Annotated in this window: 19 protein-coding genes and 2 rRNA genes; 4 read left to right on the forward strand and 17 right to left on the reverse strand. The window is 31.0% G+C overall.

Annotated elements, in window-relative coordinates; all coding sequences use genetic code 11:
* Positions 1-48 precede the first annotated feature (48 nt).
* Positions 49-498, reverse strand: coding sequence for an SRPBCC family protein (locus C661_RS0115495; protein WP_017416262.1), 450 nt, complete (start codon positions 496-498; stop codon positions 49-51).
* Positions 499-690: 192 nt separating this feature from the next.
* A complete protein-coding gene (locus C661_RS22860) occupies positions 691-2,103 on the reverse strand; it encodes a DUF3298 and DUF4163 domain-containing protein (RefSeq protein WP_017416263.1) in 1,413 nt (470 codons plus the stop codon).
* 292 nt (positions 2,104-2,395) lie between these two features.
* Here C661_RS22860 and C661_RS22130 point away from each other — a divergent pair, with 292 nt between their 5' ends.
* Complete coding sequence (locus tag C661_RS22130; protein ID WP_017416264.1) at positions 2,396-2,842, forward strand: FUSC family protein; 447 nt, start codon at positions 2,396-2,398, stop codon at positions 2,840-2,842.
* Between the two features lie 111 nt (positions 2,843-2,953).
* Here C661_RS22130 and C661_RS24015 read toward each other — a convergent pair whose 3' ends face one another.
* Together C661_RS24015 and C661_RS0115515 are read right to left on the reverse strand one after the other, a co-directional pair.
* Positions 2,954-3,106 (reverse strand): CPC_1213 family protein, encoded by a 153-nt coding sequence (locus C661_RS24015; protein ID WP_017416265.1) that lies wholly within the window; start codon positions 3,104-3,106, stop codon positions 2,954-2,956.
* 79 nt (positions 3,107-3,185) lie between these two features.
* The gene (locus C661_RS0115515) at positions 3,186-4,559 is read right to left on the reverse strand and encodes an 8-oxoguanine deaminase (RefSeq protein WP_017416266.1); all 1,374 of its coding nucleotides are present in this window, start codon (positions 4,557-4,559) and stop codon (positions 3,186-3,188) included.
* Positions 4,560-5,167: 608 nt separating this feature from the next.
* On the opposite strand from C661_RS0115515, the gene C661_RS0115520 reads away from it, so the two are divergent.
* Positions 5,168-5,539 (forward strand): hypothetical protein, encoded by a 372-nt coding sequence (locus tag C661_RS0115520; RefSeq protein ID WP_017416267.1) that lies wholly within the window; start codon positions 5,168-5,170, stop codon positions 5,537-5,539.
* A gap of 97 nt (positions 5,540-5,636) precedes the next feature.
* Here the strand turns inward: C661_RS0115520 and C661_RS0115525 are convergent, their stop codons facing one another.
* Positions 5,637-5,915: an ArsR/SmtB family transcription factor gene (locus C661_RS0115525; protein WP_017416268.1), complete on the reverse strand. Its 279-nt coding sequence runs from the start codon at positions 5,913-5,915 to the stop codon at positions 5,637-5,639.
* Between the two features lie 172 nt (positions 5,916-6,087).
* On the opposite strand from C661_RS0115525, the gene C661_RS0115530 reads away from it, so the two are divergent.
* A complete protein-coding gene (locus tag C661_RS0115530; protein ID WP_017416269.1) occupies positions 6,088-6,621 on the forward strand; it encodes a rubrerythrin family protein in 534 nt (177 codons plus the stop codon).
* A 145-nt stretch (positions 6,622-6,766) separates the two neighbouring features.
* On the opposite strand, the gene C661_RS0115535 is transcribed toward C661_RS0115530, so the two are convergent.
* The 10 genes from C661_RS0115535 to dpaL all read right to left on the reverse strand — a co-directional run bounded on the left by C661_RS0115535 (position 6,767) and on the right by dpaL (position 19,025).
* The gene (locus C661_RS0115535) at positions 6,767-8,158 is read right to left on the reverse strand and encodes an MATE family efflux transporter (RefSeq protein ID WP_017416270.1); all 1,392 of its coding nucleotides are present in this window, start codon (positions 8,156-8,158) and stop codon (positions 6,767-6,769) included.
* A gap of 173 nt (positions 8,159-8,331) precedes the next feature.
* On the reverse strand, positions 8,332-9,543 hold the full coding sequence (locus tag C661_RS0115540; protein WP_017416271.1) for an ABC transporter permease: 1,212 nt from the start codon (positions 9,541-9,543) through the stop codon (positions 8,332-8,334).
* Complete coding sequence (locus C661_RS0115545) at positions 9,536-10,267, reverse strand: ABC transporter ATP-binding protein (protein ID WP_017416272.1); 732 nt, start codon at positions 10,265-10,267, stop codon at positions 9,536-9,538. Before C661_RS0115545 ends, C661_RS0115540 begins: the two co-directional genes overlap by 8 nt.
* Positions 10,268-10,444: 177 nt before the next feature.
* Positions 10,445-10,858: a DUF805 domain-containing protein gene (locus tag C661_RS22135; protein ID WP_017416273.1), complete on the reverse strand. Its 414-nt coding sequence runs from the start codon at positions 10,856-10,858 to the stop codon at positions 10,445-10,447.
* Positions 10,859-11,000: 142 nt separating this feature from the next.
* Complete coding sequence (locus tag C661_RS0115555) at positions 11,001-11,609, reverse strand: DNA-3-methyladenine glycosylase (protein ID WP_017416274.1); 609 nt, start codon at positions 11,607-11,609, stop codon at positions 11,001-11,003.
* 203 nt (positions 11,610-11,812) lie between these two features.
* Positions 11,813-12,988, reverse strand: a complete 1,176-nt coding sequence (gene megL, locus C661_RS0115560) for a methionine gamma-lyase (RefSeq protein WP_041877568.1) — start codon at positions 12,986-12,988, stop codon at positions 11,813-11,815.
* 369 nt (positions 12,989-13,357) lie between these two features.
* Positions 13,358-14,908, reverse strand: coding sequence for a sigma 54-interacting transcriptional regulator (locus C661_RS0115565; RefSeq protein WP_017416276.1), 1,551 nt, complete (start codon positions 14,906-14,908; stop codon positions 13,358-13,360).
* A 288-nt stretch (positions 14,909-15,196) separates the two neighbouring features.
* Positions 15,197-16,180 (reverse strand): ornithine carbamoyltransferase, encoded by a 984-nt coding sequence (locus C661_RS0115570; RefSeq protein ID WP_017416277.1) that lies wholly within the window; start codon positions 16,178-16,180, stop codon positions 15,197-15,199.
* Between the two features lie 163 nt (positions 16,181-16,343).
* Positions 16,344-17,555, reverse strand: coding sequence for a YgeY family selenium metabolism-linked hydrolase (locus C661_RS0115575; RefSeq protein WP_017416278.1), 1,212 nt, complete (start codon positions 17,553-17,555; stop codon positions 16,344-16,346).
* A gap of 240 nt (positions 17,556-17,795) precedes the next feature.
* Positions 17,796-19,025, reverse strand: coding sequence for a diaminopropionate ammonia-lyase (dpaL, locus tag C661_RS0115580; RefSeq protein WP_017416279.1), 1,230 nt, complete (start codon positions 19,023-19,025; stop codon positions 17,796-17,798).
* A 281-nt stretch (positions 19,026-19,306) separates the two neighbouring features.
* Between dpaL and C661_RS0115585 the strand changes: the two genes are divergently transcribed.
* Positions 19,307-20,695 (forward strand): PLP-dependent cysteine synthase family protein, encoded by a 1,389-nt coding sequence (locus tag C661_RS0115585; RefSeq protein WP_017416280.1) that lies wholly within the window; start codon positions 19,307-19,309, stop codon positions 20,693-20,695.
* 298 nt (positions 20,696-20,993) lie between these two features.
* On the opposite strand, the gene rrf is transcribed toward C661_RS0115585, so the two are convergent.
* Both rrf and C661_RS0115600 read right to left on the reverse strand, forming a co-directional pair.
* Positions 20,994-21,111, reverse strand: a 5S ribosomal RNA gene (gene rrf / locus C661_RS0115595).
* A gap of 301 nt (positions 21,112-21,412) precedes the next feature.
* Positions 21,413-21,541 (reverse strand): 23S ribosomal RNA (locus tag C661_RS0115600); the annotation flags it as partial.

Raw genomic sequence — 21,541 nt, forward strand, 5'->3', positions numbered from 1 at the left:
GTAACTCTTTGAGTTACCCCTTATTAATTTGAAACTATACACTTAACACTATATTGCTATTTCCTCATCAGATTCTAAATAAGCTTTTATTATCTCTAGATGATTTTCATCTTCTTCCGCTATAACACTAAAAATATCCCTTGATAACTCTTCCGGATAATCCTTAAACATTACCTCCCCTTTAAAATTAATGGTAGTCCCCTTATCTACCTCTTCAAACTCATAACTATAAATTACTTTAACTCCATATTTAATGGTATGAAAAATAAACCTTCTGTTATCTATAATCTCTATGATTTCACTTTCATACTTAAAATCTCTGCCATTATGAAGTATAACATTTTCGTACTTACTCCCATTAACTACTGGACCTTCTGTGATTTTATTAATAGAGAGGATGTCATTCCATACTGTACAAAACCTCTTAAAATCACTACAGAATCTGAACACCTCGTTAATGTTTTTTCTTACAAAAATTGAATTTCTAAATTTGTACATAACCTGTCCCCCTCTATTTTATTTACCGCAATGTAGTATTATTATAACACAATAGTAAAATTATGGAAATATTAGTTAGTAAAAAAACTGACTTTACATCAGTTTTTTTTATTTAAGTATATGCTTATCTTCATTGAATTAGCTCTGTAACCCTAAAAATATTTACATATTTACTTTGAAGGATTTTCAAAATTATATTTCTAAGAATTCTTTATTAATATTACCTTGAAATTTACTTAAAGGTATTTTAAACTCTGGATTATAGTATTCCTTCGGTGCAATTTCACCTTGCGGAAAAGTAATTATTAAATTTCCATTTTCAATATAAAATTCTGTATCTGCATTTACACTATTAAAGTTATATATATTACTATGACCTAAAGTCATTTCTAAGTTCTTTATTTGATCTTTGATTTCCTTATTTATTGCTGAAATGAAATTAAAGTCTCCTTTAAATACGTCCTTTAACTTATATATTCTTCCATCTCTAAGGTTAATATTATATCCTTTATTATATAAAACATAATTTTCAGTGGTTCCATTATTTCCTGAGTAAGTTATAACTATACTTAATAAATCTTTGTTTACGTAATAACTTTTAAAATATGTTGAAGCTCCCCATACTTTTGCCTCACCAGATTCATTGATTTTAATTTTATCTTCATTAGCCTTGCTTTTAATTAAACTGTTAAAGCTAAATACTTGTTCTTTTATAGTCTTGTTTATATTATTTATTATTGCATTATCATCATCTTTTATCACAGGGTAAGATAAATAAGGTTGAAAACCATCTTCACTTGATATATATGTTTCAGTTTGAATTTCTAAAGGATTCTTTAAAATCTTCACATTGTTATTCAATCCCTTAGGGAACTTTTTATATGGAATCTTAAATTCTGAAATTCCCGAAGCATAAGGTGCTATTGCATATTCCCCAAAATACACAACAACTCCATCGTCAGTTAAATAAAAATTTTGGTTGTAAGGTATACCATTGAGATTCTTTATTGAATCAGGAAAATATTTTTGTATATCTTTTTCCATTTGGGTCTTTATTTCTTTCAAAACCGTAGCTCTATAATCTGGATTGTTCCCCAAAAAGTCCTGCAACACTCCATATTTTCCAGTGTTTACATCAAAATTGTAAGCTATTTTACTTGTACTACCATGAGCTCCACCAGTGTATTGGTATAAGGTTAATACCACAGATAATAAATTGTCTTTATTATAAGATATATTGTATTCGGAAGTAACATTATATTGCCGTACATCATATCCAGTTTTTTTGTTTAACTCACTATCTTCTTTAGCCATTTTTTCTACAGAATCTTTGATAGTTAGTATAGTACTTTGAATTTTGTCATTAATAGCTTTTTCAGTATCACCATTTTTCAAACCAGAGATTACAGGGATATCCAAGTTTACCGCTATATATTCATTACTATATTGAATTAACTTTGAAGTTACTCCACTATTATTTGTGACTTCACTTGTTTTTTGAAATAAATTTCCTCCTAAGTAAATTGATCTTTCCATTGCGTAGGTATTATAAGATAAATTACACATAAAAATTATAAATAATAGCCAAACCTTTATTTTCCTCATGGTACCACCCTTTCCATTTTACAATTAGTTTACCCATGAAAATCTCAACTACACCTGATAATTATATTTATTTATTAATAATTTGCACTTTTATCATCCATACTAATTTATAATTATCAGCTACATAAAATTATTTAAATCAAAACTTTGAAAAAATTATCTTTTATTGCATCTTTATATTTTTAAAATCTTAAACTAAAAACCTACAAATATCTATGTTTTAAAGTACCCATGAAAATATAGCTCCATACTACATCCATTAAGCCTAATTTAAACTAAAGGAGAGTTGAATATGCCTAGATTAGGATTAAGAACTATTAAAACTTCAATAGCAGTATATTTTTGTATTACTATAAGTACTATGTTTGGTATAGATCCCTTTTATTCATGTATTGCTGCAGTATCAACCCTCCAAACCTCTATTCAATCTTCCTTTGTAGTTGGAAGAGATAGAATGGTTGGAAGTGCTATTGGTGCCTTTTTTGGTGTAATTTTTTCTTATTTTGGACAAAATAGCTCCTTCTTTACAGCACTTGCTTTGCTTTGTGCTATATACACCATCACCTTATTAAATAGCAAGGGAGCGGTAAACATTGCTTGTATTGTAGTAATAGCTATTATGGTTGATCCTACTGTTACCTCCCCCATCCAAAGCGGTATTGAAAGATTGCTTCAAACTTTACTTGGTATTGTTATCGCTGTTATAGTTAATGTAACCTTATTTCCTCCAAAAAATTAATTTGTTCTATAGTTTAAACTACTATAATTAGTAAAAAATCCCTAGCCTAAATTGGCTAAGGATTTTATCATATATTTAATTATTAAAGAATTTTAATCTGCAAAAACCCACTTAAATCTTGAAGTCTCTAGGATTATCATCATTTACTCTAGGTTCCCCAAAGGTAGCTCTTGCACTTTCAGCAGCTGGGTCATGATTTATATGCTTCTTCTTAAACTTACCATCATGCTTTCTATTTTCCTTAGTATCTTTCATTTTTGTCATATGAACACTCTCCTCTCTAAATTTAGAGTATCCACTTAAAGTCCTTTTATTCAAATTAAACACATCCATTTTTTTAATTTTACTTAAGCTTTAAGTTTCGTTCCTTTTCTACTATATTTTTTGCAATACCATGTGCTATATCTTTTGTTTTATCTATATCTATGGTACATACCACACCATCTCTAACCAAAATTTTACCATTTACTATGGTGTGTTTAACAAAACTAGTATTTCCACAGCAAACTATTGAAACTAAAGGATCATGGCACCCTGCAAAAGCAATATCACTTAAGTCTAATACAATAATATCTGCTGCTTTATTAATTTCTAAGTAACCTGTATCTGTTCTTCCTAGAACTTCTGCCCCTCCTCTAGTTGCCATCCTCAAAGTCTCGTAGGCAGTAAGCCCTTTATCTCCATATTTTAAGTGATTTAATAAATAAGCTCTTCTTACTTCTTCCCACATATTAGAGCCATCGTTGGATGCACTACCATCTACTGCTATTCCTAGAGGAACCTTTGCTTCTATAAGCTCAGAGGTTCTACAAATACCGCTACCTAACTTCATGTTAGAGCTTGGACAATGTGCGATGCCAGCACCATTTATAGCCTTTATTTCTCTATCATTAAGATATATTCCATGGGCAAACCATACATCTGATCCAATCCACTCTAAATCCTCCATTAATTCTACAGGTCTTCTTCCATACCTTTCAATACAAAAATTCTCCTCATCAATGGTTTCACATAAATGTGTATGCATCATCACTCCTCTTTTACGTGCTAAGTCCTTTGTATCCGTCATTAGTCTTGTGCTTACTGAAAAAGGAGAGCAAGGTGCTAATGCAATTCTAGTCATTGCAAAATCTTTAGAATCGTGGTACTTATTTATCAATCTTTCCGAATCCACTAATATATCTTCTTCCTTTTGGACTACACAGTCTGGTGGTAATCCACCACCGCTTTTTCCTAAAGACATTGAACCCCTTGTGGCATGAAATCTAATTCCAATTTCACTAGCTGCTTTTATTTGATCATCTATAAGTTCACCTGATGTAAACTTTGGAAATAAATAATGGTGATCCATAGTGGTTGTACAACCTGTTCTTAGCAATTCACTAAATCCTACCATGGCACCATAATATACTGCCTCTGGTGTTATGTGTTTCCAAAATTCATAAAGTCCAATTAGCCATGGAAATAATGGCATATCTTGTACTTCTTGAATACCTCTAAATAAAGTTTGGTATAGATGATGGTGTGTGTTTACAAATCCAGGCATTACTACTAAGTTGTCGCAAGGTATAATTTCACTATCCTCAAAGGGACAAAGGTTTTTACCCATAGCAATAATTTTATTATCCTTTATTAATAAATCTACTCCTTCTAAAATGTCATTATTATCATTCATGGTAATTATATAACCTATATTCTTAAATAAAATACTAGACAAATTATCTCCTCCTATTACGTTTCTTTAATTTAATAAATACTATGTAAAATTCAACACATTAATGACAATAAGGAGCTATATTATTTTAAAATGCCATGTTAGAATAATTGGAGAAATTTCCTATTTACTATATTTTAACTATAATGGGTTTCATAGGTTATTTCCAAGTATTAGTGATGTATTTTTCTATCCCATATTCTTATAAAATTCTAGCTTTCCTGAAACTTTTACATTAGTAAGTTCTTTTAATTAATACACTATTATGCAACTTTTAACAGGAAACTCATATACTTAATAATATACTTGATAATATATTTATGTAATATTCATTAGCAAGTATATTCTAAACCTTAGTTAATATAATATTATTTTGTCATAAATGTCATATATACTTCATAATATATATAAATTGAGGATTTATAAAATCACAATAATTTATTTAAATTTTCTAAATATTTATACAAATTTAACAACTATTGTGTTATGATATATGTATACTATTCAAGTCATTTCATAATTGGTCATATTTTAGCTAATAATATATTGATTATGTTATTGCTTAAACTGCCAATTATAATATTTATTAAAATCAGAAAGGAGTTGTTTCGATGGTAGAATATAACCTATCAACTATTGAAGCATTTCAAATCTTAGATGAGAATCCAACCTATAGAGCTGTTAATGCAGAAGGTCATACTTTGGAGCTAAGAGGAGAAGAAAAGTTTATAATTCATCGTCGTATCAAAATGGCTAAGGATAAGCATGTTAGCTTAAGTGATAAGTGGAGAATTGTAAAACCAATTCCCTACGAATTAGCTAATGAACTATTCAAAAAGCTTAGAACTATAGAATGTAGATTTGATGATGGAACAAAAAAATTCTATAATAAAATGCCTGACAATGGTCATGTAATTATAGAAAGTGACTTACCTTATGGTAAGGACTGTCTCTGGTATTGCTTTAGCTATTATGAGGATTAGTTTTCATTAAGGTTCACAATATTATAAAGAATAATATTGTAAAACTAATTCATTTTAAAATTAAACACATAGACTCAGATATTTTATATATCTGAATTTATGTGTTTAATATTTCTAATATTTTTTCTACTTTTGGATTACATACTGAATAAGTAATTTCTGTTCCCGTTCTTTCACCTTTAACTATTCCAGCTACCCTCAGCTTTTGCAAATGCTGAGAAACTGTAGATTGAGGCATTCCCAAACAATTTTGCATAAAGGAAACATTACAATTTCCCTTTCCTAACAATCCGTTAACTATACATAATCTAACAGGATGTGCTAAAGCCTTAAGCATCTCTGCATCTTCATTATATTTAGTAGAATTCATATCCATATTAATACCTCCCAACTCTTTATTATTATTTGTATATATAGATTTTATATTCATCATACTATTTGTATATTATGTTAAAGTCTTGATATTGTCAATATTTTATACTAATTTTGTCACCTTAACCTAGGTTTTAAAGTATATTATAGTAGAATCATTTTATGGAGGTTATCTAATGCCACTAGAAGGTTCTCAAACTCAAACTAATCTAAGGAAAACCTTTGCTGCGGAATCTAGAAGTGTGACAAAATATCAATTATTTGCTGAAAATGCTAGAAGAGAAGGTTATGAATTTATTGCTAGGGTATATGAAGAAGCGGCAGAGCAAAATTTAGCTCATGCACGACAAGTATATGGACGCTTTCTAGGAAACATAAAATCGCTGCCAGAGAATCTGGAGTCCACTGCAAAAGCTGAAAATGCAGAACTAAGTCTTTACTTAGAGTATGAAAGAATTGCTAGAGAAGAAGGCTTAGAAGATGTCGCTACTTTTTATAGAGAGGCAAGAGTAGTAACAAATCTACACTATAGACAATTCAATGATTTATATACTCGTTTAGCAGATGGCACTTTATATAATAGAGAGACAGTTCAAATTTGGCAATGTATGAACTGTGGCTATCTCCATGAAGGAAAAGAAGCTCCAGAATTTTGTCCACTTTGCTTTTTCCCTCAAGGATGGTATAGACTCTTATGTCCAGATTACTAATTTTTCTAATATTCCCTAATAACTTCTAAAAACAGCTTATTCTATAAAGATTTTGTTCTTACAAATTTATTTTTTGTGTGATATTTAAAAAAAGCTTAATTTATTATGTGAAAAGCACCTTAATATAGGTGCTTTTTATCATTGATTATCTAATTTTAACATGCTTCCATTTACCAGTTTTAAACCTTGCATAAACCATCATCCACCTAAATACTTGATCCAAAAATACTGCAATCCAAGCCCCCATAAGTTCCAAATTAAATATATTAATAAACACATATGCTAATACAACTCTTATACCTAAAATTCCAATTCCAGTGGATAGCATTGGAAAAGTTGTATCTCCTGCACCTCTTAAGGAACCTACAATTATAAAAGCTGAAGATTGAAATGGTTGCATTACAGCAACAATTTTCAAGGCATCCGCCCCTGATTTAATTATTACCTCATCTTTAGTATAAAGTCCTAGTATTTCAGGTGCGAATAAGAAGAAAACAACTCCAATTAAGGTTGCTAGTATAGATCCAATTTGGCGCGCCTTTGAAACATAAGCTTCTGCTCTTGCAGGATCTCCTTCCCCTAAAGTTCTTCCTGTTAATGATGCAGCAGCTATTGAAAAGGATTGCCCCGTAGTAAAAGAAAGACTTAAGATATTTAAGCAAATTTGATGTGCAGCATAAATCACAGTACCTAATGAGGCCACGGTTTTAGTAAATAACATAATACCAACTCTTAGTATCATCATTTCTATAGAAGATGGTACCCCAATTCTTATAAAATTTCTTACAATATCTTTATCATATTTAAATTTCTTCTTAAAATCAATTTTAATTCCAGTTTTCCCTTTTAAAAATAGTCTTACAATCATGAAGGTAGCCACAATTTGAGAAAAACAAGTGGATATTGCAGCCCCAGTAACGCCTAGAGCTGGTAAGCCAAATATTCCATAAATAAGTAGTGCATTTCCAACTACATTCAAAGCATTAACTTTTATATTTATTTTCATTGGAGTTTTAGTATCCCCAACGCCCCTTAATACTGCAAACAGTGAATTGTTTATTCCCTGGAATAAGAACCCAAACATAATTATTCTAAAATACCATATTCCAATGTTAATTGTATCAGCTTCTGCTCCCATAAACCGCATAATATCTACAGCAAATATTTGAGCTAAAATAAATAGTGGAACAACTAAAAAAGCTAAATTAATTAACACAATATGTTTAACAGTATTTTCTACTTTCCCTTCTTCTTTTCTTCCTATGTATCTAGCTACCATAGCTGTTCCACCAATGTTTAAAGCCTGCACTATTGCAAGACCTATAAATAGAGGCTGATTAGTAATTCCTACCGCCGCTACTGATGCTGCTGCAATAAAGTTATCATTGATTCTCCCCAGCATTATCATATCTACCATGGAAAACAGTGAACCTAACAAAGACTCCAGTAGTACTGGCCATGCTATATTTACTACATCTTTTGTAATTGGGTCATCTATATTTTTAGTAAAACTCAGTCTTTTTTTTAAATCTAGCATAACACTATCCACCTTTCTACTTTTCTATTCTCATACTATTATGTATATTCAACACAGTAATAAAAAACCCTTTTAAATTTTATACTTATTAACTTATGTGCATACTAGAAAAAAAATCCCTCAAAATTGAGGGATTTTTTTACATACATAAATATAATTCATAATAGTAAATATTAAGTTCTGAAAATAACCTGTTCCTTTTTGAACATAGTTCTTGCAATTAGTAAAGAAATAAATATATAAACCACTGTCCATCCTAATGTGATTCCAATATGAGTATAATTGTAAATACCAAATATCAATTCCTTAAGAAGACATGCTACATTAGCTAAAGGTATATGAAAATAGAAAGTTTCAATATTTTTAGCATCTAACATATAAGTTGCATAAATTGGTATTATACCTATTACAGTTAGTGGAGTAATGTAAGTTTGCGCTTCTTTAAAAGATCTAGCATAAATACTAATAGCTAGTTCTAAAGCACCAAATACCATTGTAGTTAGCACAGCTATAATAAATATAAAAATAAAGACCTTGTAATCTATACCCAAACTTAAAGTAGATGCAGCACTATTTGCACCCATTTCACCAGTAAATACTCCTGGATTTATAGCAAAGGATATATAAAGCCCTACTAGGGAAGCTAATGCAGTAATCATCCCAAGCAAGGTAATTGCAAAAAACTTTCCATATAATAATGACATTCTGCCAGCTTGTGTAGTAAGTAAAGGTTCTAATGTTCCACGTTCCTTTTCACCGGCTCCCAAATCTGTTGCTGCAGGAATTGGTCCTGTAATACAATACATTATAAGTAATAATGGAAGCATCATTGACAAAATCATAGTTGAAGCTCCACTTTCCTCTTCCTTAACAGTTTTTTGTTCTATGTTTATTGGTGTTAGTATTTTAGTATCTATATTTCGTTCGGATAATCTATTAGTTACTATGCCTTGAGCATAGGCTTGTATAAACCTTTCAACTGTCCCAGCAACAATTGAAGAGGTTTGACTTGCATTATCCATTATAAGAGTCACTGATATTTGCTCTTCACCTTTTATTTTTTCATCAAACTCCTTTGGAATTTCTATTGCAACTGAAAGATTTCCATCCTTTATGTCTTTATGAACCTCTGTAGAATCTACTACTATTACATTTTCTTGCCCCTTAATAAACTCTCTTAAAGAGCTATTACCTGAATCAACAATAGCAATTTTCATATCTTTTGTTGCATCTTCTGTGGTCTTTGCCATTCCTTTCCCAAGCACAAAAAACATAATAGGAAATATTAAAAGCGGTACTAGAATACTGGCAATTATAGTTTTCTTATCTCTAAAAATGTCCATTACTTCTTTCTTAAACACTAGTCCTATTATATTATTATTCATCAGTATCACCCCCAATTAAAGCAACAAACACTTCTTCTAGGTTATTATTTTTATATTTTTCCTTTAATTCAGTTATGGATCCACTTTCCACTATTTTTCCTTTATTTATAATTATTACCCTATCACATAGCTTTTCAACTTCCATCATGCTATGACTGGAAAATATAATGGATTTATTTTCTTCTTTACACTTAAAAATGAAATTTTGAACAATTCTCGCTGCTGTTACATCTAATCCCATTGTAGGTTCATCAAAAAGCATGACTTTAGGGTTGTGAACAATGGACCTAGCTATAGCAACCTTTTGCTTCATTCCTCTTGAAAACTTACCAACTCGTCTATCGATATACTCCTCCATTTCTAGTGCTTTAGCTAAACTTTCAATATTTTTATTAGCCTCCTCTTTGGATAATCCATTTAACATAGCGAAATATTTTATATTCTCTCTAGCAGTAAGTCTATCGTAAAGTCCTACCTCTCCACCAAACAATATACCAATTTGGGAACGAACTTTAGAATCTTCTGTTAAGATGTCATAACCATTTATCTTAGCAGTTCCTCCTGTTGGTTTAAGCATTGTAGCTAGCATTCTTAGAGTAGTAGTTTTTCCAGCTCCATTTTCTCCTAGCAAACCAACAATTTCACCAGATTTTACTGAAAAACTTATATTATCTACAGCTTTAATATCTTTAAAGCTTTTACTTAAATTATTTACTTCAATCATAAATTCACCCTCCTCAATGCAAACATAAAACTTTAATAATCATTATATATTCTAGCACAATATAACATATTCTTCCACTGCCTCTAGTTATAAATTGTGCAGTTTGTACATCCTTAAGACAGAAAAATAGTGTAACCTTTGTAGTTACACTATTTAATATTTCATCAACTTTCCATATTATCTTTCAAATACATCTATAGCAACTTCACTTCTATTTTTATTCTTAATTTTCAAAGGAACAGTTCCATATTTATTATCTCCTTCAGTTCCTTTTATTAAAAGTAATGTTAAGATTGCAGGTATTTGTATATAGGGAATACCACATACTACTGCTAATATACCAGAGATACTTATATCTTGAACCCTTTTATAACTACTAAGAATTATTAAGATGTTTAGTAGCACCTTTAAAGTAAATCTTCCAGCAAATAATAATATTCCTAATGTATCATTATTAAAAGTTGCAGTTAAGTTAATTATTAAGTCAAAGAAAAAATTCATAATTATAAATCCCACTAATAAAGCAATTATATAGGTTCCATATTTTTTTCTACTCATTCTTCCTTCTAGTATAAATAAACTATTCTCCATGTCATCGCCCCTCTTATATAATCCTCATTTTTAAGGTAGTAAATCATATTACCTACTTTTATTTTATACCAAAGGAAGGGTCATTATACACTATTTACCATAATGTTATATTATTCTTTACAGAATATTCAAAATTGGTTAGTTACTTTTTAGATATGTACGGATTATCTTTAATATAAAATCTCCAAGGGTAATCTTTTGCTTCTTCAGCATAATCTATTCCTATTCTTGTAGTCTCAACTATTTCAAAATTATTATAATTTACATCCTCTATATATAATATATCAGAGGTTAAGCTAACAGCATTTAAGGTTTTATCAAGTTTTAAAGCACTACAGAGTTTAGCAGGTCCATTTGCTATATTTATTATTTGCTTTTTAGTAAGTTCCTTTATATTTTTGTTAGCTCTTAGTAGTGCCATATCTTCTATTCCTTCCACCGGCTGTACCGCCCTAATAAGAACAGCTTGTGGTATACCTTCCTCCGCTGTAACAACATTAAAACAATAGTAAAGCCCATATATAAAGTAAATATAACTTACTCCACCAGCTTCAAACATAACTTTAGTTCTTTCTGTTTTTCTTCCACCATAGGAATGTGCTGCTTTATCCTGTATTCCCATATAAGCTTCTGTTTCAACTATAATCCCAGATAATATTCTACCATTAATTTTATGTACTAACTTTTTTCCTAATAATTCCTTTGCCACTGGTAATGTGTCTCTTCTATAAAAAGTTTTATCTAATTTCATAGCACAAATTTTCCTCCAATTATAAGTAAATATATTAATATTAAATAACTAACTAATCATAAATTAAACTAAGTATAGTGTAGGTTATTTTATTCTTATTATTCATAATAAAGGGCACCTACTTAAGATTACGCTTAAATAGATGCCTTTAGCTTACTTTTAAATTAATTATATATTGTTGATCATATTTGTTTTAATAATATTTACACAATTATATTAAGTGCTTGGTCTAAATCTGAAATTATATCTTCAACATTTTCTAAACCAACAGCTAGTCTAACTAAATTATCCTTTATTCCTGCCTCTAATCTTTCCTCACTAGTGTATGGTGAATGAGTCATTGAAGCTGGATGTTGTATTAAGGTTTCACAATCTCCTAAACTTACTGCTAAGCTACAAAGATGTGTATTATTGATCATTTTTTTACCTTCTTCAACACCACCCTTTATTTCAAAGGCAATTACTGCACCTGGAAGAGCCATTTGTTTTTTAGCTAAGTCATATTGTGGGAAGCTCTTTAATCCCGGATAGTATACTTTTTCTACTGCTGGATGATTTTCTAAAAACTCTGCTACCTTCATAGCATTAGCACAATGTCTTTCCATTCTAACTTCAAGGGTTTTCATTCCCCTAATTACTAGATATGCATCGAAAGGACTCATTACAGAACCTGTCATGTCTTTAACTCCAAATAACCTAACTTGAGTTAAAAATTCTTTATATCCAGCTACAAATCCACAAACTACATCTCCATGACCATTTAAAAATTTTGTTCCTGAATGAATTACCACATCTGCACCTAATGATAGTGGCTTTGTAATATATGGTGTGCAGAAAGTATTATCTACCATAACTAAACAACCTTCATTTTCATGAGCTATTTTACTTATTACTTCAATATCAGCTATATCTAAATTTGGGTTGGCTGGGCTCTCTAAATATACAACTTTTGTATTAGGTCTCATTGCCTTTCTAACATTTTCAGGATCTCTTGTATCTACAAAAGTTACTTCTACTCCATATCTAGTTAAACCATGGCTTAAATATGCAAAAGTACATCCATATAAAGTTTTAGCTGCAACCACGTGATCTCCAGCTCTTAAAGAAGACCATAACGCTGATGAAACCGCTCCCATTCCTGAGCTCATAGACACAGCAGCTTCTGCACCTTCTAGAAGTGCAAGTTTCTCTTCTAGAACAGTATTAGTAGGATTACCAAGTCTTGAATAAATGTAACCCTCTTCCTTCAATGCGAATCTATTGCCACCCTGTTCTGCTGAATCAAATATAAAAGTTGCTGTTTGATGTATTGGAGTAGCTAAAGCACCATATTGATCCTTTACTGCACCTCCATGAACAGCTCTAGTTGAAAATCCCATGTTTTTTAACACATTTTTATCCACAATAATTCCCCCCGTAAGTTTAATACATATAGTTTCAATATATTATGTAGCAAATTCTATGCCAACATTAAAAATAGGAACTAAATATATTATATTCTTTCACCTTTTAAATCATTTCACCTTTTCTTATGTATAGTAAAGGCATAGATACACTACATAATTCCCACTCATATATAGTTATTTTCTTAGTCTGTGGTTTGAGAATAAAATTTTGAGCTTTAATGCCTATATATTTAAAATGGAGGAGGATATTAAGGTTTGAAAAAATGGCAATATAAGTTACCATATTGTTTCAGTTTCCGGTAATTTATGTTGCCACTTGGTTCTAAAACTTTCCATTTTATATCACAGCTTGTACTTGTTTATTTTATTAATTAAAGCAGTGTGAGAAATCCCAAGAGCTTTAGCTGCTGATCTAATACTTTTATGACTATTTAGCACTTTCTTAATTTCTATAGCTTCTACCCTTTCCATGGTAACTTTTAAAGGTTCATTTTTATGTACTTCCTGTATTTCTTCACTTGTACTGCTACCCAGGTCAAATATAAGGTTTTCTATAGTTAAGCTGTCCCCTTCACAAAGTATCATGGCTCTTTCCATAACATTTTGTAATTCCCTGATATTCCCTTGCCAAGGATATTCTAAAAGTTTATTAATAAATTCCATCTCTGCACCTTTAATATCTTTACTCAGCATAAAGTTTAGTTTCTCAATAAAATGCATAACAAGTATTGGTATGTCTTCTACTCTATCTCTTAAAGGGGGAATATATAGAGGAATAACATTTAATCTATAATATAAGTCCTCCCTAAAACTTTTGATTTTTATCATTTCTTCTAAATTTCTATTAGTTGCCGCAATAACTCTTATATTTATTTTCTCCTCTTTATTTGACCCAACTTTTCTTATTATACCTTCTTGTAGTACTCTTAAAAGCTTTGCTTGAAGCGGTAAAGATAACTCCCCAATTTCGTCTAGAAAAATACTTCCTTCATGAGCTTGCTTGAATAACCCCTCTTTTCCATTACTCAAAGCGCCTGTAAAACTTCCCTTCTCATATCCAAAAAGCTCGCTTTCAATTAGATTCTCTGGAAGAGCTGCACAATTTATTGCCACAAAAGGATTATCCCTTCTGCTACTTAAGTTATGTATAGCTTTTGCAAACAATTCCTTTCCCGTACCACTTTCTCCTCTGATTAGCACAGTGGAATTTATCTTAGCTACAGTTGTTGCTAGATTTTTCACTTTCTTTATTGCTTTACTATTACCTACAACATCTTTAAACGCGCCTTGCTCCGTAGAAGAAATTACCTTAACCATCTCTATTGCTTTATTTACGTCTCTAAGTGAACATACTCCTCCTAGAGTATTATCCTCATCGTCTTTTATAGCTGCTCCATTTATCATGTAATGTTTTTTCTTTTGAGCATTACTAACCTTTATTTCAATGTTTTTATAACTCTTTCCGTTTATAATTAGTTTTATTATATCCTCATCTTTTAATATTGATTTAATATCATTACCTATAATATCTTCCCTTTTACAACTAAAGATTTCCTCACAATATCGATTAAAAATCTCAACTTTTCCATTTTTATTAGCCACAATTATGCCATCATCAACTGAATCCAATACTGCTAACAACTTTCTTTCATTTTGCTCATAGTATAAAAGCTCTATTTCTTCAACCTTAAGTACTTCCTCTATTGTATAGAACTCATTAATTAATTCTTCTTTTTTGCACTTATGAATATCTTCAATTTTTACGCATACCTTTGTTGGAAAAACTTCAACAGAAGTTAAGCTAATATTAGCTTTATATATCTTTTCTAAAACTTTAAGAGTAACTCCAATCTTATCTTCAGTTATTATTTCAAATCTAATGTACTTTTTCATATCTCACCTATATTCCAATAGTTAATTTCCTCTTTTAAAAATTACATAGTACTTTTATAGAATTATACAAGTTTTAATCCCTCACCTTAATTATAGATTATTTGAACTATTTTAAATAGTGTTATTCTTTAAGTTCAGCTTTTCTTTATATATTAATTTTTAGTCACTACGCTCAAATTTACCCTAAGATCAAATTAACTGCTCAATTTAGAATTAAATAAACTATCTTATAGTTATAAATAAAGGTACTTCACTATTAGATGAAGTACCTTTGCTTTTATATAAATATTACTTTCCGCCCATAGTTAGTAGCATTACTGCCTTTGCTGTATGCAATCTATTTTCAGCCTCATCATAAACAACTGAGTGAGATCCATCTATAACGGAATCCTCTACCTCGTTTCCTCTATCTGCTGGTAATGCATGCATATAGATTGAATTTCCTTTTGTCAATGCCATGATTTCCTCTGTGCATTTCCAGCTCCTATAAGATTCTAACAAATCGTCAACTACTGCAGTACTTTGATTAGTAACCCAACTTCCCCAGTTTTTAGGAATTACTACATCTGCATCTTTGTAAGCTTCTTCCATATTATGAGTTATTGTTAATGTTCCGCCATGTTTTTCAGCATTTTCCCTTGCTTGTTCAATTGCCCATTCTGGTAAATCATAGCCCTCTGGGTAAGCAAGCCAAACATCCATTCCATACCTTGGGAATAATAATACTTGAGTTAAGGGAACAGAAATTGGTTTTTTATGGCTAGTAGCATAAGCCCATATTATAGAAACTTTTTTACGTCTTACATCTCCCAACTTTTCTTTCATTGTCATTAAATCTGCTAGACCTTGCATAGGGTGATATAAATCGCATTGAAGATTCATAATTGGCACTGATGAATTGGCAGCCATTTCTCTTAAATACTTATTTCCCACGCCCCAAAAACAGTTTCTACAAGCTATTGCATGGCCCATTCTTGATAAAATTACTGCAGTATCTTTTGCACTTTCTCCATGAGATATTTGCATTGTACTAGTATCTAAATAGTTAGCATGTCCTCCTAATTGCGAAAAACCAGCTTCCATGGAATTTCTAGTTCTTGTTGATTGTTCAAAGAACATTAAAAACATTGACTGACCTTGCAAATAATTTGTTTGCTCCCCGGTAGCAAATTTTCTCTTTAAATCAAATGATACATCAAGTATTGTATCAATCTCTTCTTTAGTCCATTCTTGTAGTGTAATTAAATGTTTACCTCTGAATACGCTTTGCATTAATAACTCCCCCAACTTCTTATTCAAAATTTAGTTACCTAGAATATCTATATATATTTATTGTTATCTAATTCCAAAAGGCAGCCTTTAAAACCTTACCTAGACTATTATTAAATAATCTAACTCATTATAGTCAAAGGCTTTAAAATCAATATTTTCTCAATTACTTTTTATAGTTTTCAACATACATAAATGGAATTACTGCATACATAGCAGCACATTGTACTAATTCTCCTTTAAAGGTCTTCTCATTTGGTGCATGAGCTTCATCCTCATGACCTGGTCCAAAGCCTATACATGGTATTCCATAACGCCCCATTATAGAAACTCCATTTGTGGAAAATGTCCATTTATCTACTAATGGTTTCTTATCAAATAATTCTTCATAACACTGAACTGCATTTTTACAGATTTCATGGTCCTCTGGAATTACCCAAGTAGGGAAATAACTTTCAGTTGGATAAACTAATCCTGTATAAGCTGGTCTTTCATAAGTATACATCTCAACTTTAGCTTTAGCTGCCTTCACTGCAGGCAGTCTTCTTATTTGCTCTAATGCATAGTCAAAGGTTTCCCCATCAGTAAGTCTTCTGTCTATAGAAATGGTACAACTATCAGCTACTGCACATCTAGAAGGAGAAGTAAAAAATATTTCTGAAACAGTTAATGAACCTTTCCCTAAGAACTTATTGTCCATTAGATTCTCATGAAGTGCCTTTAATTCATTAAGTATTGGCGCCATTTTAAATATAGCATTATCTCCTCTTTCAGGTGCTGAACCATGACAACTTAATCCATTAGTTGTTACCTTAATCTCCATTCTTCCTCTATGTCCCCTATAAATGTTGCAGGAAGTTGGTTCAGTGATTACGACAAATTCAGGTTTGATTTTATCTTCATTAATTATATATTGCCAACAAAGCCCATCACAATCTTCTTCCTGCACTGTGCCTGTAACAATTAAAGTGTAATCATTCTCAAGATTTAATTCCTTAATTATTTTTCCTGCATATACCATGGAAGCCATACCACCCTCTTGATCACTTCCACCTCTTCCTAAAATTATATTTTCATCCTCATAGCCCTCATAAGGATTGTATTTCCATAAATTTATATCACCTATTCCTACGGTGTCTATGTGGGCATCCATAGCAATAACATGTTTACCATGCCCTATAAATCCAAGCACATTACCCATTGCATCAATCTCTACTCTGTCAAATCCTACCTTTTCCATCTCTTCTTTTATTCGCAGAACTACTGTTTTTTCATTACAACTTTCACTTGGAATCCTAATCATATCCCTTAAAAACTTAGACATGTCCTCCTTATAATTATTTGCCCTTTCCAAAACTTTTTGAAAATCAACTTTCATTTCTACCTCTCCTTACAAACATTTATATTTAAGTAGTTTTATAAAATTTAATTTAACACTTTTTTATTAAGCAATGATCAAGTTTATTTTGTAGAGCGGCTTTGGAAGAAGATTTCACTCCCACCTGATGAGAATAGGAGAATTATCCTTCAAAAACTTCGTTAAAATTTCCTTATTATTATTTCTATTAGATATAATAACTAATGCCTTAATATATAATTTCTATTTTTAGTACATTAATTAGCCCTCAATAAAAGAAAATGCCCCATCCCATACTATTCTTCTATAATTTATAGGGTCTGTATCTCCCTCTGTACTAAATATTAGTATCACAGATTCATTATTTAAGTTTAAGGATTGCTTCAAATGTACATAATCAGTATTTGTCATAATCATTGAAAGAAGACCTATTCCTATGCCCGCTGACTCACCAGCTATTATTCTTTCATCCTCTCTTAAGGGATTGCCTAGTATCCGCATTCCATTTGCAGTAATATAATCAGGACATTTAAAGAAACCATAGGCAAAATCCCTTATTATTTCCCATCCTGCTTTTACGGGCTCACCGCAAGCAAGTCCAGCCATAATACTTTCTAAATTTCCGGAAACGTTATGTGGTATCTCATCATTTATCTCAGCAGATTTAAAATAACAAGCTGCATTAGTAGGCTCCATAATAATTGTGATTGGCATTTTACCATTATAATAATTTGCTATGGCACCAATAACCCCACCAGCCATGGCTCCAACCCCAGCTTGAACAAAAATATGAGTTGGTATTTGAACACCTAAATCTTGAAGTTGCTCTATTGCTTCTATTCCCATGGTTGAATATCCTTGAATTATTGATTTTGGAACTTCCTCATATCCTTCCCATGAGGTATCTTGAACAATATACCAACTGTTTTTATTTGCTATTTTATTTACATATCTTACAGTCTCATCATAATTTAAATCAGTTACTATTACCTGAGCTCCCAAGGCTTCTATACTTTTAACTCTACTTTCAGCAGTTCCCTTAGGCATGTATATAATAGCTTTCAATCCTAGCTGTTTAGCTGTCCAAGCTACACCCCTACCATGATTTCCATCTGAACAAGTGGCTACGGTTATTTCTTGTATTTTCTCTCTTATTTCTTCAGTTTTTAAAAAGTCAAAGTTTATCTTGTCCACTTCAATTCCTAGTAAGTCACAAATTAATTTGGAAATTGCATAGGTGGCACCTAAAATCTTAAAGGAGTTTATACTTCCTCTTTTTGATTCATTCTTAATAAATATTGATTTTACTCCTAGGTATTCAGATAAATTTGTAAGATGTACTAGAGGAGTAGCTTTACATTGTGGAATCGAATCATGTATATTTCTTACCTTTTTTAGTTCTTCTCCTGATAAAAACTTTGGACATTTATCTATTCTAGGTTTGTATCTTTTGTTTTGAATAAATTGAACCATATTTATAACTTCTGACATTTGCTCATCTCCATCTTTTTATGGGAATTATTAGTAAATACATATGCAGACTTTAATAATTTATTCATAAAACAAGCTTATATTTTCTTACATTAAATTTAAATCTCAAACTAATATATTTATAGTTAAAACATATATATATTTGCTACTACTTATGTTAAGTAATTAAACTTCCAATATTATTTCATTGACCTTCAAGAGAAATGTCATAATATAAGAAATTCATCATATTAATTTACAGTAACAAAACAATTTTATGTATATAAATGGAGGTAACTTTAATGCAAAAATTAATATGGGGACCAACTTTTAATGAGATGTTAAATCCTGAAACAATAAAACCTGATATCAGAGAAAAAGCCCTTAAGGCACTAGACGAGGATCCTTTGGATCCAATTAATTTATTTAATATTAACTTTACAGACCATAAAGGAAATTTAAGTTATTTTCTTGTACCAAAAGAAGTTACCGGTGTAAAAGCGAATATAATTTGTTTATTAGGTATGAATTTTCCTACTGGAAGCCATAAGGTTGGTGCTACTTATTCTGTTACCATGGAAAAACAATTAAGCGGTGAAATAGTTCCTGGTGAGCATACAATTGTATATCCTTCTACTGGTAACTATGGTATAGGTGGTTCATGGACAGGTCCTCGTATGGGATATGATACTAAAGTTATTTTACCAGAGTTAATGAGTCAAGAAAGATTTGATAAAATTGAATACTATGGTGCAAGTTATATTAAAACTCCTGGATGTGAAAGTTCTGTTAAAGAAATATATGACAAGTGCTGGGAACTAAAAAGAGCTAGTAAAACTAATTATATATTAAATCAATTTGAAAGTTTTGGAAATTATCTCTTCCATTATTATGTAACTGGAAATACTATTAGTAAAATATCTGAAGAACTAAAGAATAAAGGTGTTGGAAATGGAAGAGCAGCAGCCGTAGTCTCATCCATGGGTTCTTCGGGAACAATTGCATCTGGTGATAGAGTGAAGCAGCTATTTCCTGAGGTAAAAATAGTTGGCCTTGAACCAATTCAATGTCCAACCTTATATAATAATGGTTATGGTGATCATGATATTCAAGGTATAGGTGACAAACATGTAACTTGGATTCACAATGTTATGAATATGGATGCTATGATGTGTATTGATGATATGGATTGTAAAAAGGCTCTTCAAGTATTCACTGATAAGGTAGGTAAAGATTACTTACTAGAGGAAATTGGGCTAAGTTCTGATGTTGTTGAAAAACTTTCAAGGATTTTTGGCATATCAGGCATCTGCAATGTATTAGGTGCCATAAAAACCGCTAAGTACTATGAGTTAACTGAAAAAGATAATATCTTTACTATGGCTACTGATAACTTTGATAGATATTATTCTGTTATGGACCAAATCACTGAAACCTTTGGACCTTTAACAACTACAGAAGCTGCTGTAAGATTTAATTCTATTTTAAAAGGAGTTAAACTAGATTATATAGAAGAAGGAACTATGTTAAATAAAAAGAGATGGCATAATTTGAAGTACTATACTTGGGTTGAACAACAAGGCAAAACTGTTGAAGAATTAAATGCTCAAAAAAGTCAAGACTACTGGATTGAAAAACAACAACAAATTAATAAAATTGATGCTAGTTTAAAAGATGCAAGGGGATTTTAATGGTAATTGTTGTTTGCAATTTATTATGTTAAGTCTATAAGTTTGTAAATTAACATATTCATATAAAACAATTTTAAGCCTCTTTATATGAATGTCTAGTTAAGCTTTAGCAATTATTATAAAATCTAGGGCGAAATCTTCCTAGTATAAAGCCTTACCTAAGCTACAGTTAATTTTAGATTTGCTTTATTATAAAAAAATAAGAACAAAGTAGTTAGTTACTATTTGTTCTTATTTTTTTGTTAATAAAAAATAAAACACCAAGCAAAGCTCGATGTTTTTCATCTTTTGTATTAATACCTGGCGACCTCCTACCCTCCCACAAAGTCTCCCTTGCAGTACTATCGGCCTCCTGTTGCTTAACCTTCGTGTTCGGTATGGGAACGGGTGTACCCAACAGAAGCATCATCACCAGATTAAATTTTCATATAATCTTCGCATTACATCGTCAGTTTCAGTCACTGTGGTGCTCATTTACGTCTATGTAAACTCTGCTCCTCATTCCTTCACTTCCTTGTTCTGCTTGATTCTATTAAAATTTAAGAACAATTATATTGTTCTTTCAAAATTGCACAGTGATTCAAATTTAATATTAACTACACATTACTACGTCAGTTTCAGTCACTGCAGTGCTCATTTACGCCTATGTAAACTCTGCTCCTCACTCCTTCACTTCCTTGTTCTGCTCGCTACTATTAAATTTGAGAATTTATCAATTAGGTCAAGCCCTCGACTTATTAGTATTAGTCAGCTAAACATGTTACCATGCTTACACCCCTAACCTATCAACCTGATGTTCTTTCAGGAGTCTTACTGGCTTACGCCATGGGAAATCTCATCTTAGGG

The sequence above is a fragment of the Clostridium tunisiense TJ genome (genome assembly GCF_000300195.1).
Lineage (GTDB): Bacteria > Bacillota > Clostridia > Clostridiales > Clostridiaceae > Clostridium_J > Clostridium_J tunisiense.

Excerpts from the sequence above, each read along its gene's own strand:
- C661_RS0115495 (WP_017416262.1), bottom strand. The coding sequence starts at position 498 with ATGTACAAATTTAGAAATTCAATTTTTGTAAGAAAAAACATTAACGAG.
- C661_RS22860 (WP_017416263.1), bottom strand. The coding sequence starts at position 2,103 with ATGAGGAAAATAAAGGTTTGGCTATTATTTATAATTTTTATGTGTAAT.
- C661_RS22130 (WP_017416264.1), top strand. The coding sequence starts at position 2,396 with ATGCCTAGATTAGGATTAAGAACTATTAAAACTTCAATAGCAGTATAT.
- C661_RS24015 (WP_017416265.1), bottom strand. The coding sequence starts at position 3,106 with ATGACAAAAATGAAAGATACTAAGGAAAATAGAAAGCATGATGGTAAG.
- C661_RS0115520 (WP_017416267.1), top strand. The coding sequence starts at position 5,168 with ATGGTAGAATATAACCTATCAACTATTGAAGCATTTCAAATCTTAGAT.
- C661_RS0115525 (WP_017416268.1), bottom strand. The coding sequence starts at position 5,915 with ATGGATATGAATTCTACTAAATATAATGAAGATGCAGAGATGCTTAAG.
- C661_RS0115530 (WP_017416269.1), top strand. The coding sequence starts at position 6,088 with ATGCCACTAGAAGGTTCTCAAACTCAAACTAATCTAAGGAAAACCTTT.
- C661_RS0115535 (WP_017416270.1), bottom strand. The coding sequence starts at position 8,158 with ATGCTAGATTTAAAAAAAAGACTGAGTTTTACTAAAAATATAGATGAC.
- C661_RS0115540 (WP_017416271.1), bottom strand. The coding sequence starts at position 9,543 with ATGAATAATAATATAATAGGACTAGTGTTTAAGAAAGAAGTAATGGAC.
- C661_RS0115545 (WP_017416272.1), bottom strand. The coding sequence starts at position 10,267 with ATGATTGAAGTAAATAATTTAAGTAAAAGCTTTAAAGATATTAAAGCT.
- C661_RS22135 (WP_017416273.1), bottom strand. The coding sequence starts at position 10,858 with ATGGAGAATAGTTTATTTATACTAGAAGGAAGAATGAGTAGAAAAAAA.
- C661_RS0115555 (WP_017416274.1), bottom strand. The coding sequence starts at position 11,609 with ATGAAATTAGATAAAACTTTTTATAGAAGAGACACATTACCAGTGGCA.
- megL (WP_041877568.1), bottom strand. The coding sequence starts at position 12,988 with ATGGGATTTTCAACTAGAGCTGTTCATGGAGGTGCAGTAAAGGATCAA.
- C661_RS0115565 (WP_017416276.1), bottom strand. The coding sequence starts at position 14,908 with ATGAAAAAGTACATTAGATTTGAAATAATAACTGAAGATAAGATTGGA.
- C661_RS0115570 (WP_017416277.1), bottom strand. The coding sequence starts at position 16,180 with ATGCAAAGCGTATTCAGAGGTAAACATTTAATTACACTACAAGAATGG.
- C661_RS0115575 (WP_017416278.1), bottom strand. The coding sequence starts at position 17,555 with ATGAAAGTTGATTTTCAAAAAGTTTTGGAAAGGGCAAATAATTATAAG.
- dpaL (WP_017416279.1), bottom strand. The coding sequence starts at position 19,025 with ATGTCAGAAGTTATAAATATGGTTCAATTTATTCAAAACAAAAGATAC.
- C661_RS0115585 (WP_017416280.1), top strand. The coding sequence starts at position 19,307 with ATGCAAAAATTAATATGGGGACCAACTTTTAATGAGATGTTAAATCCT.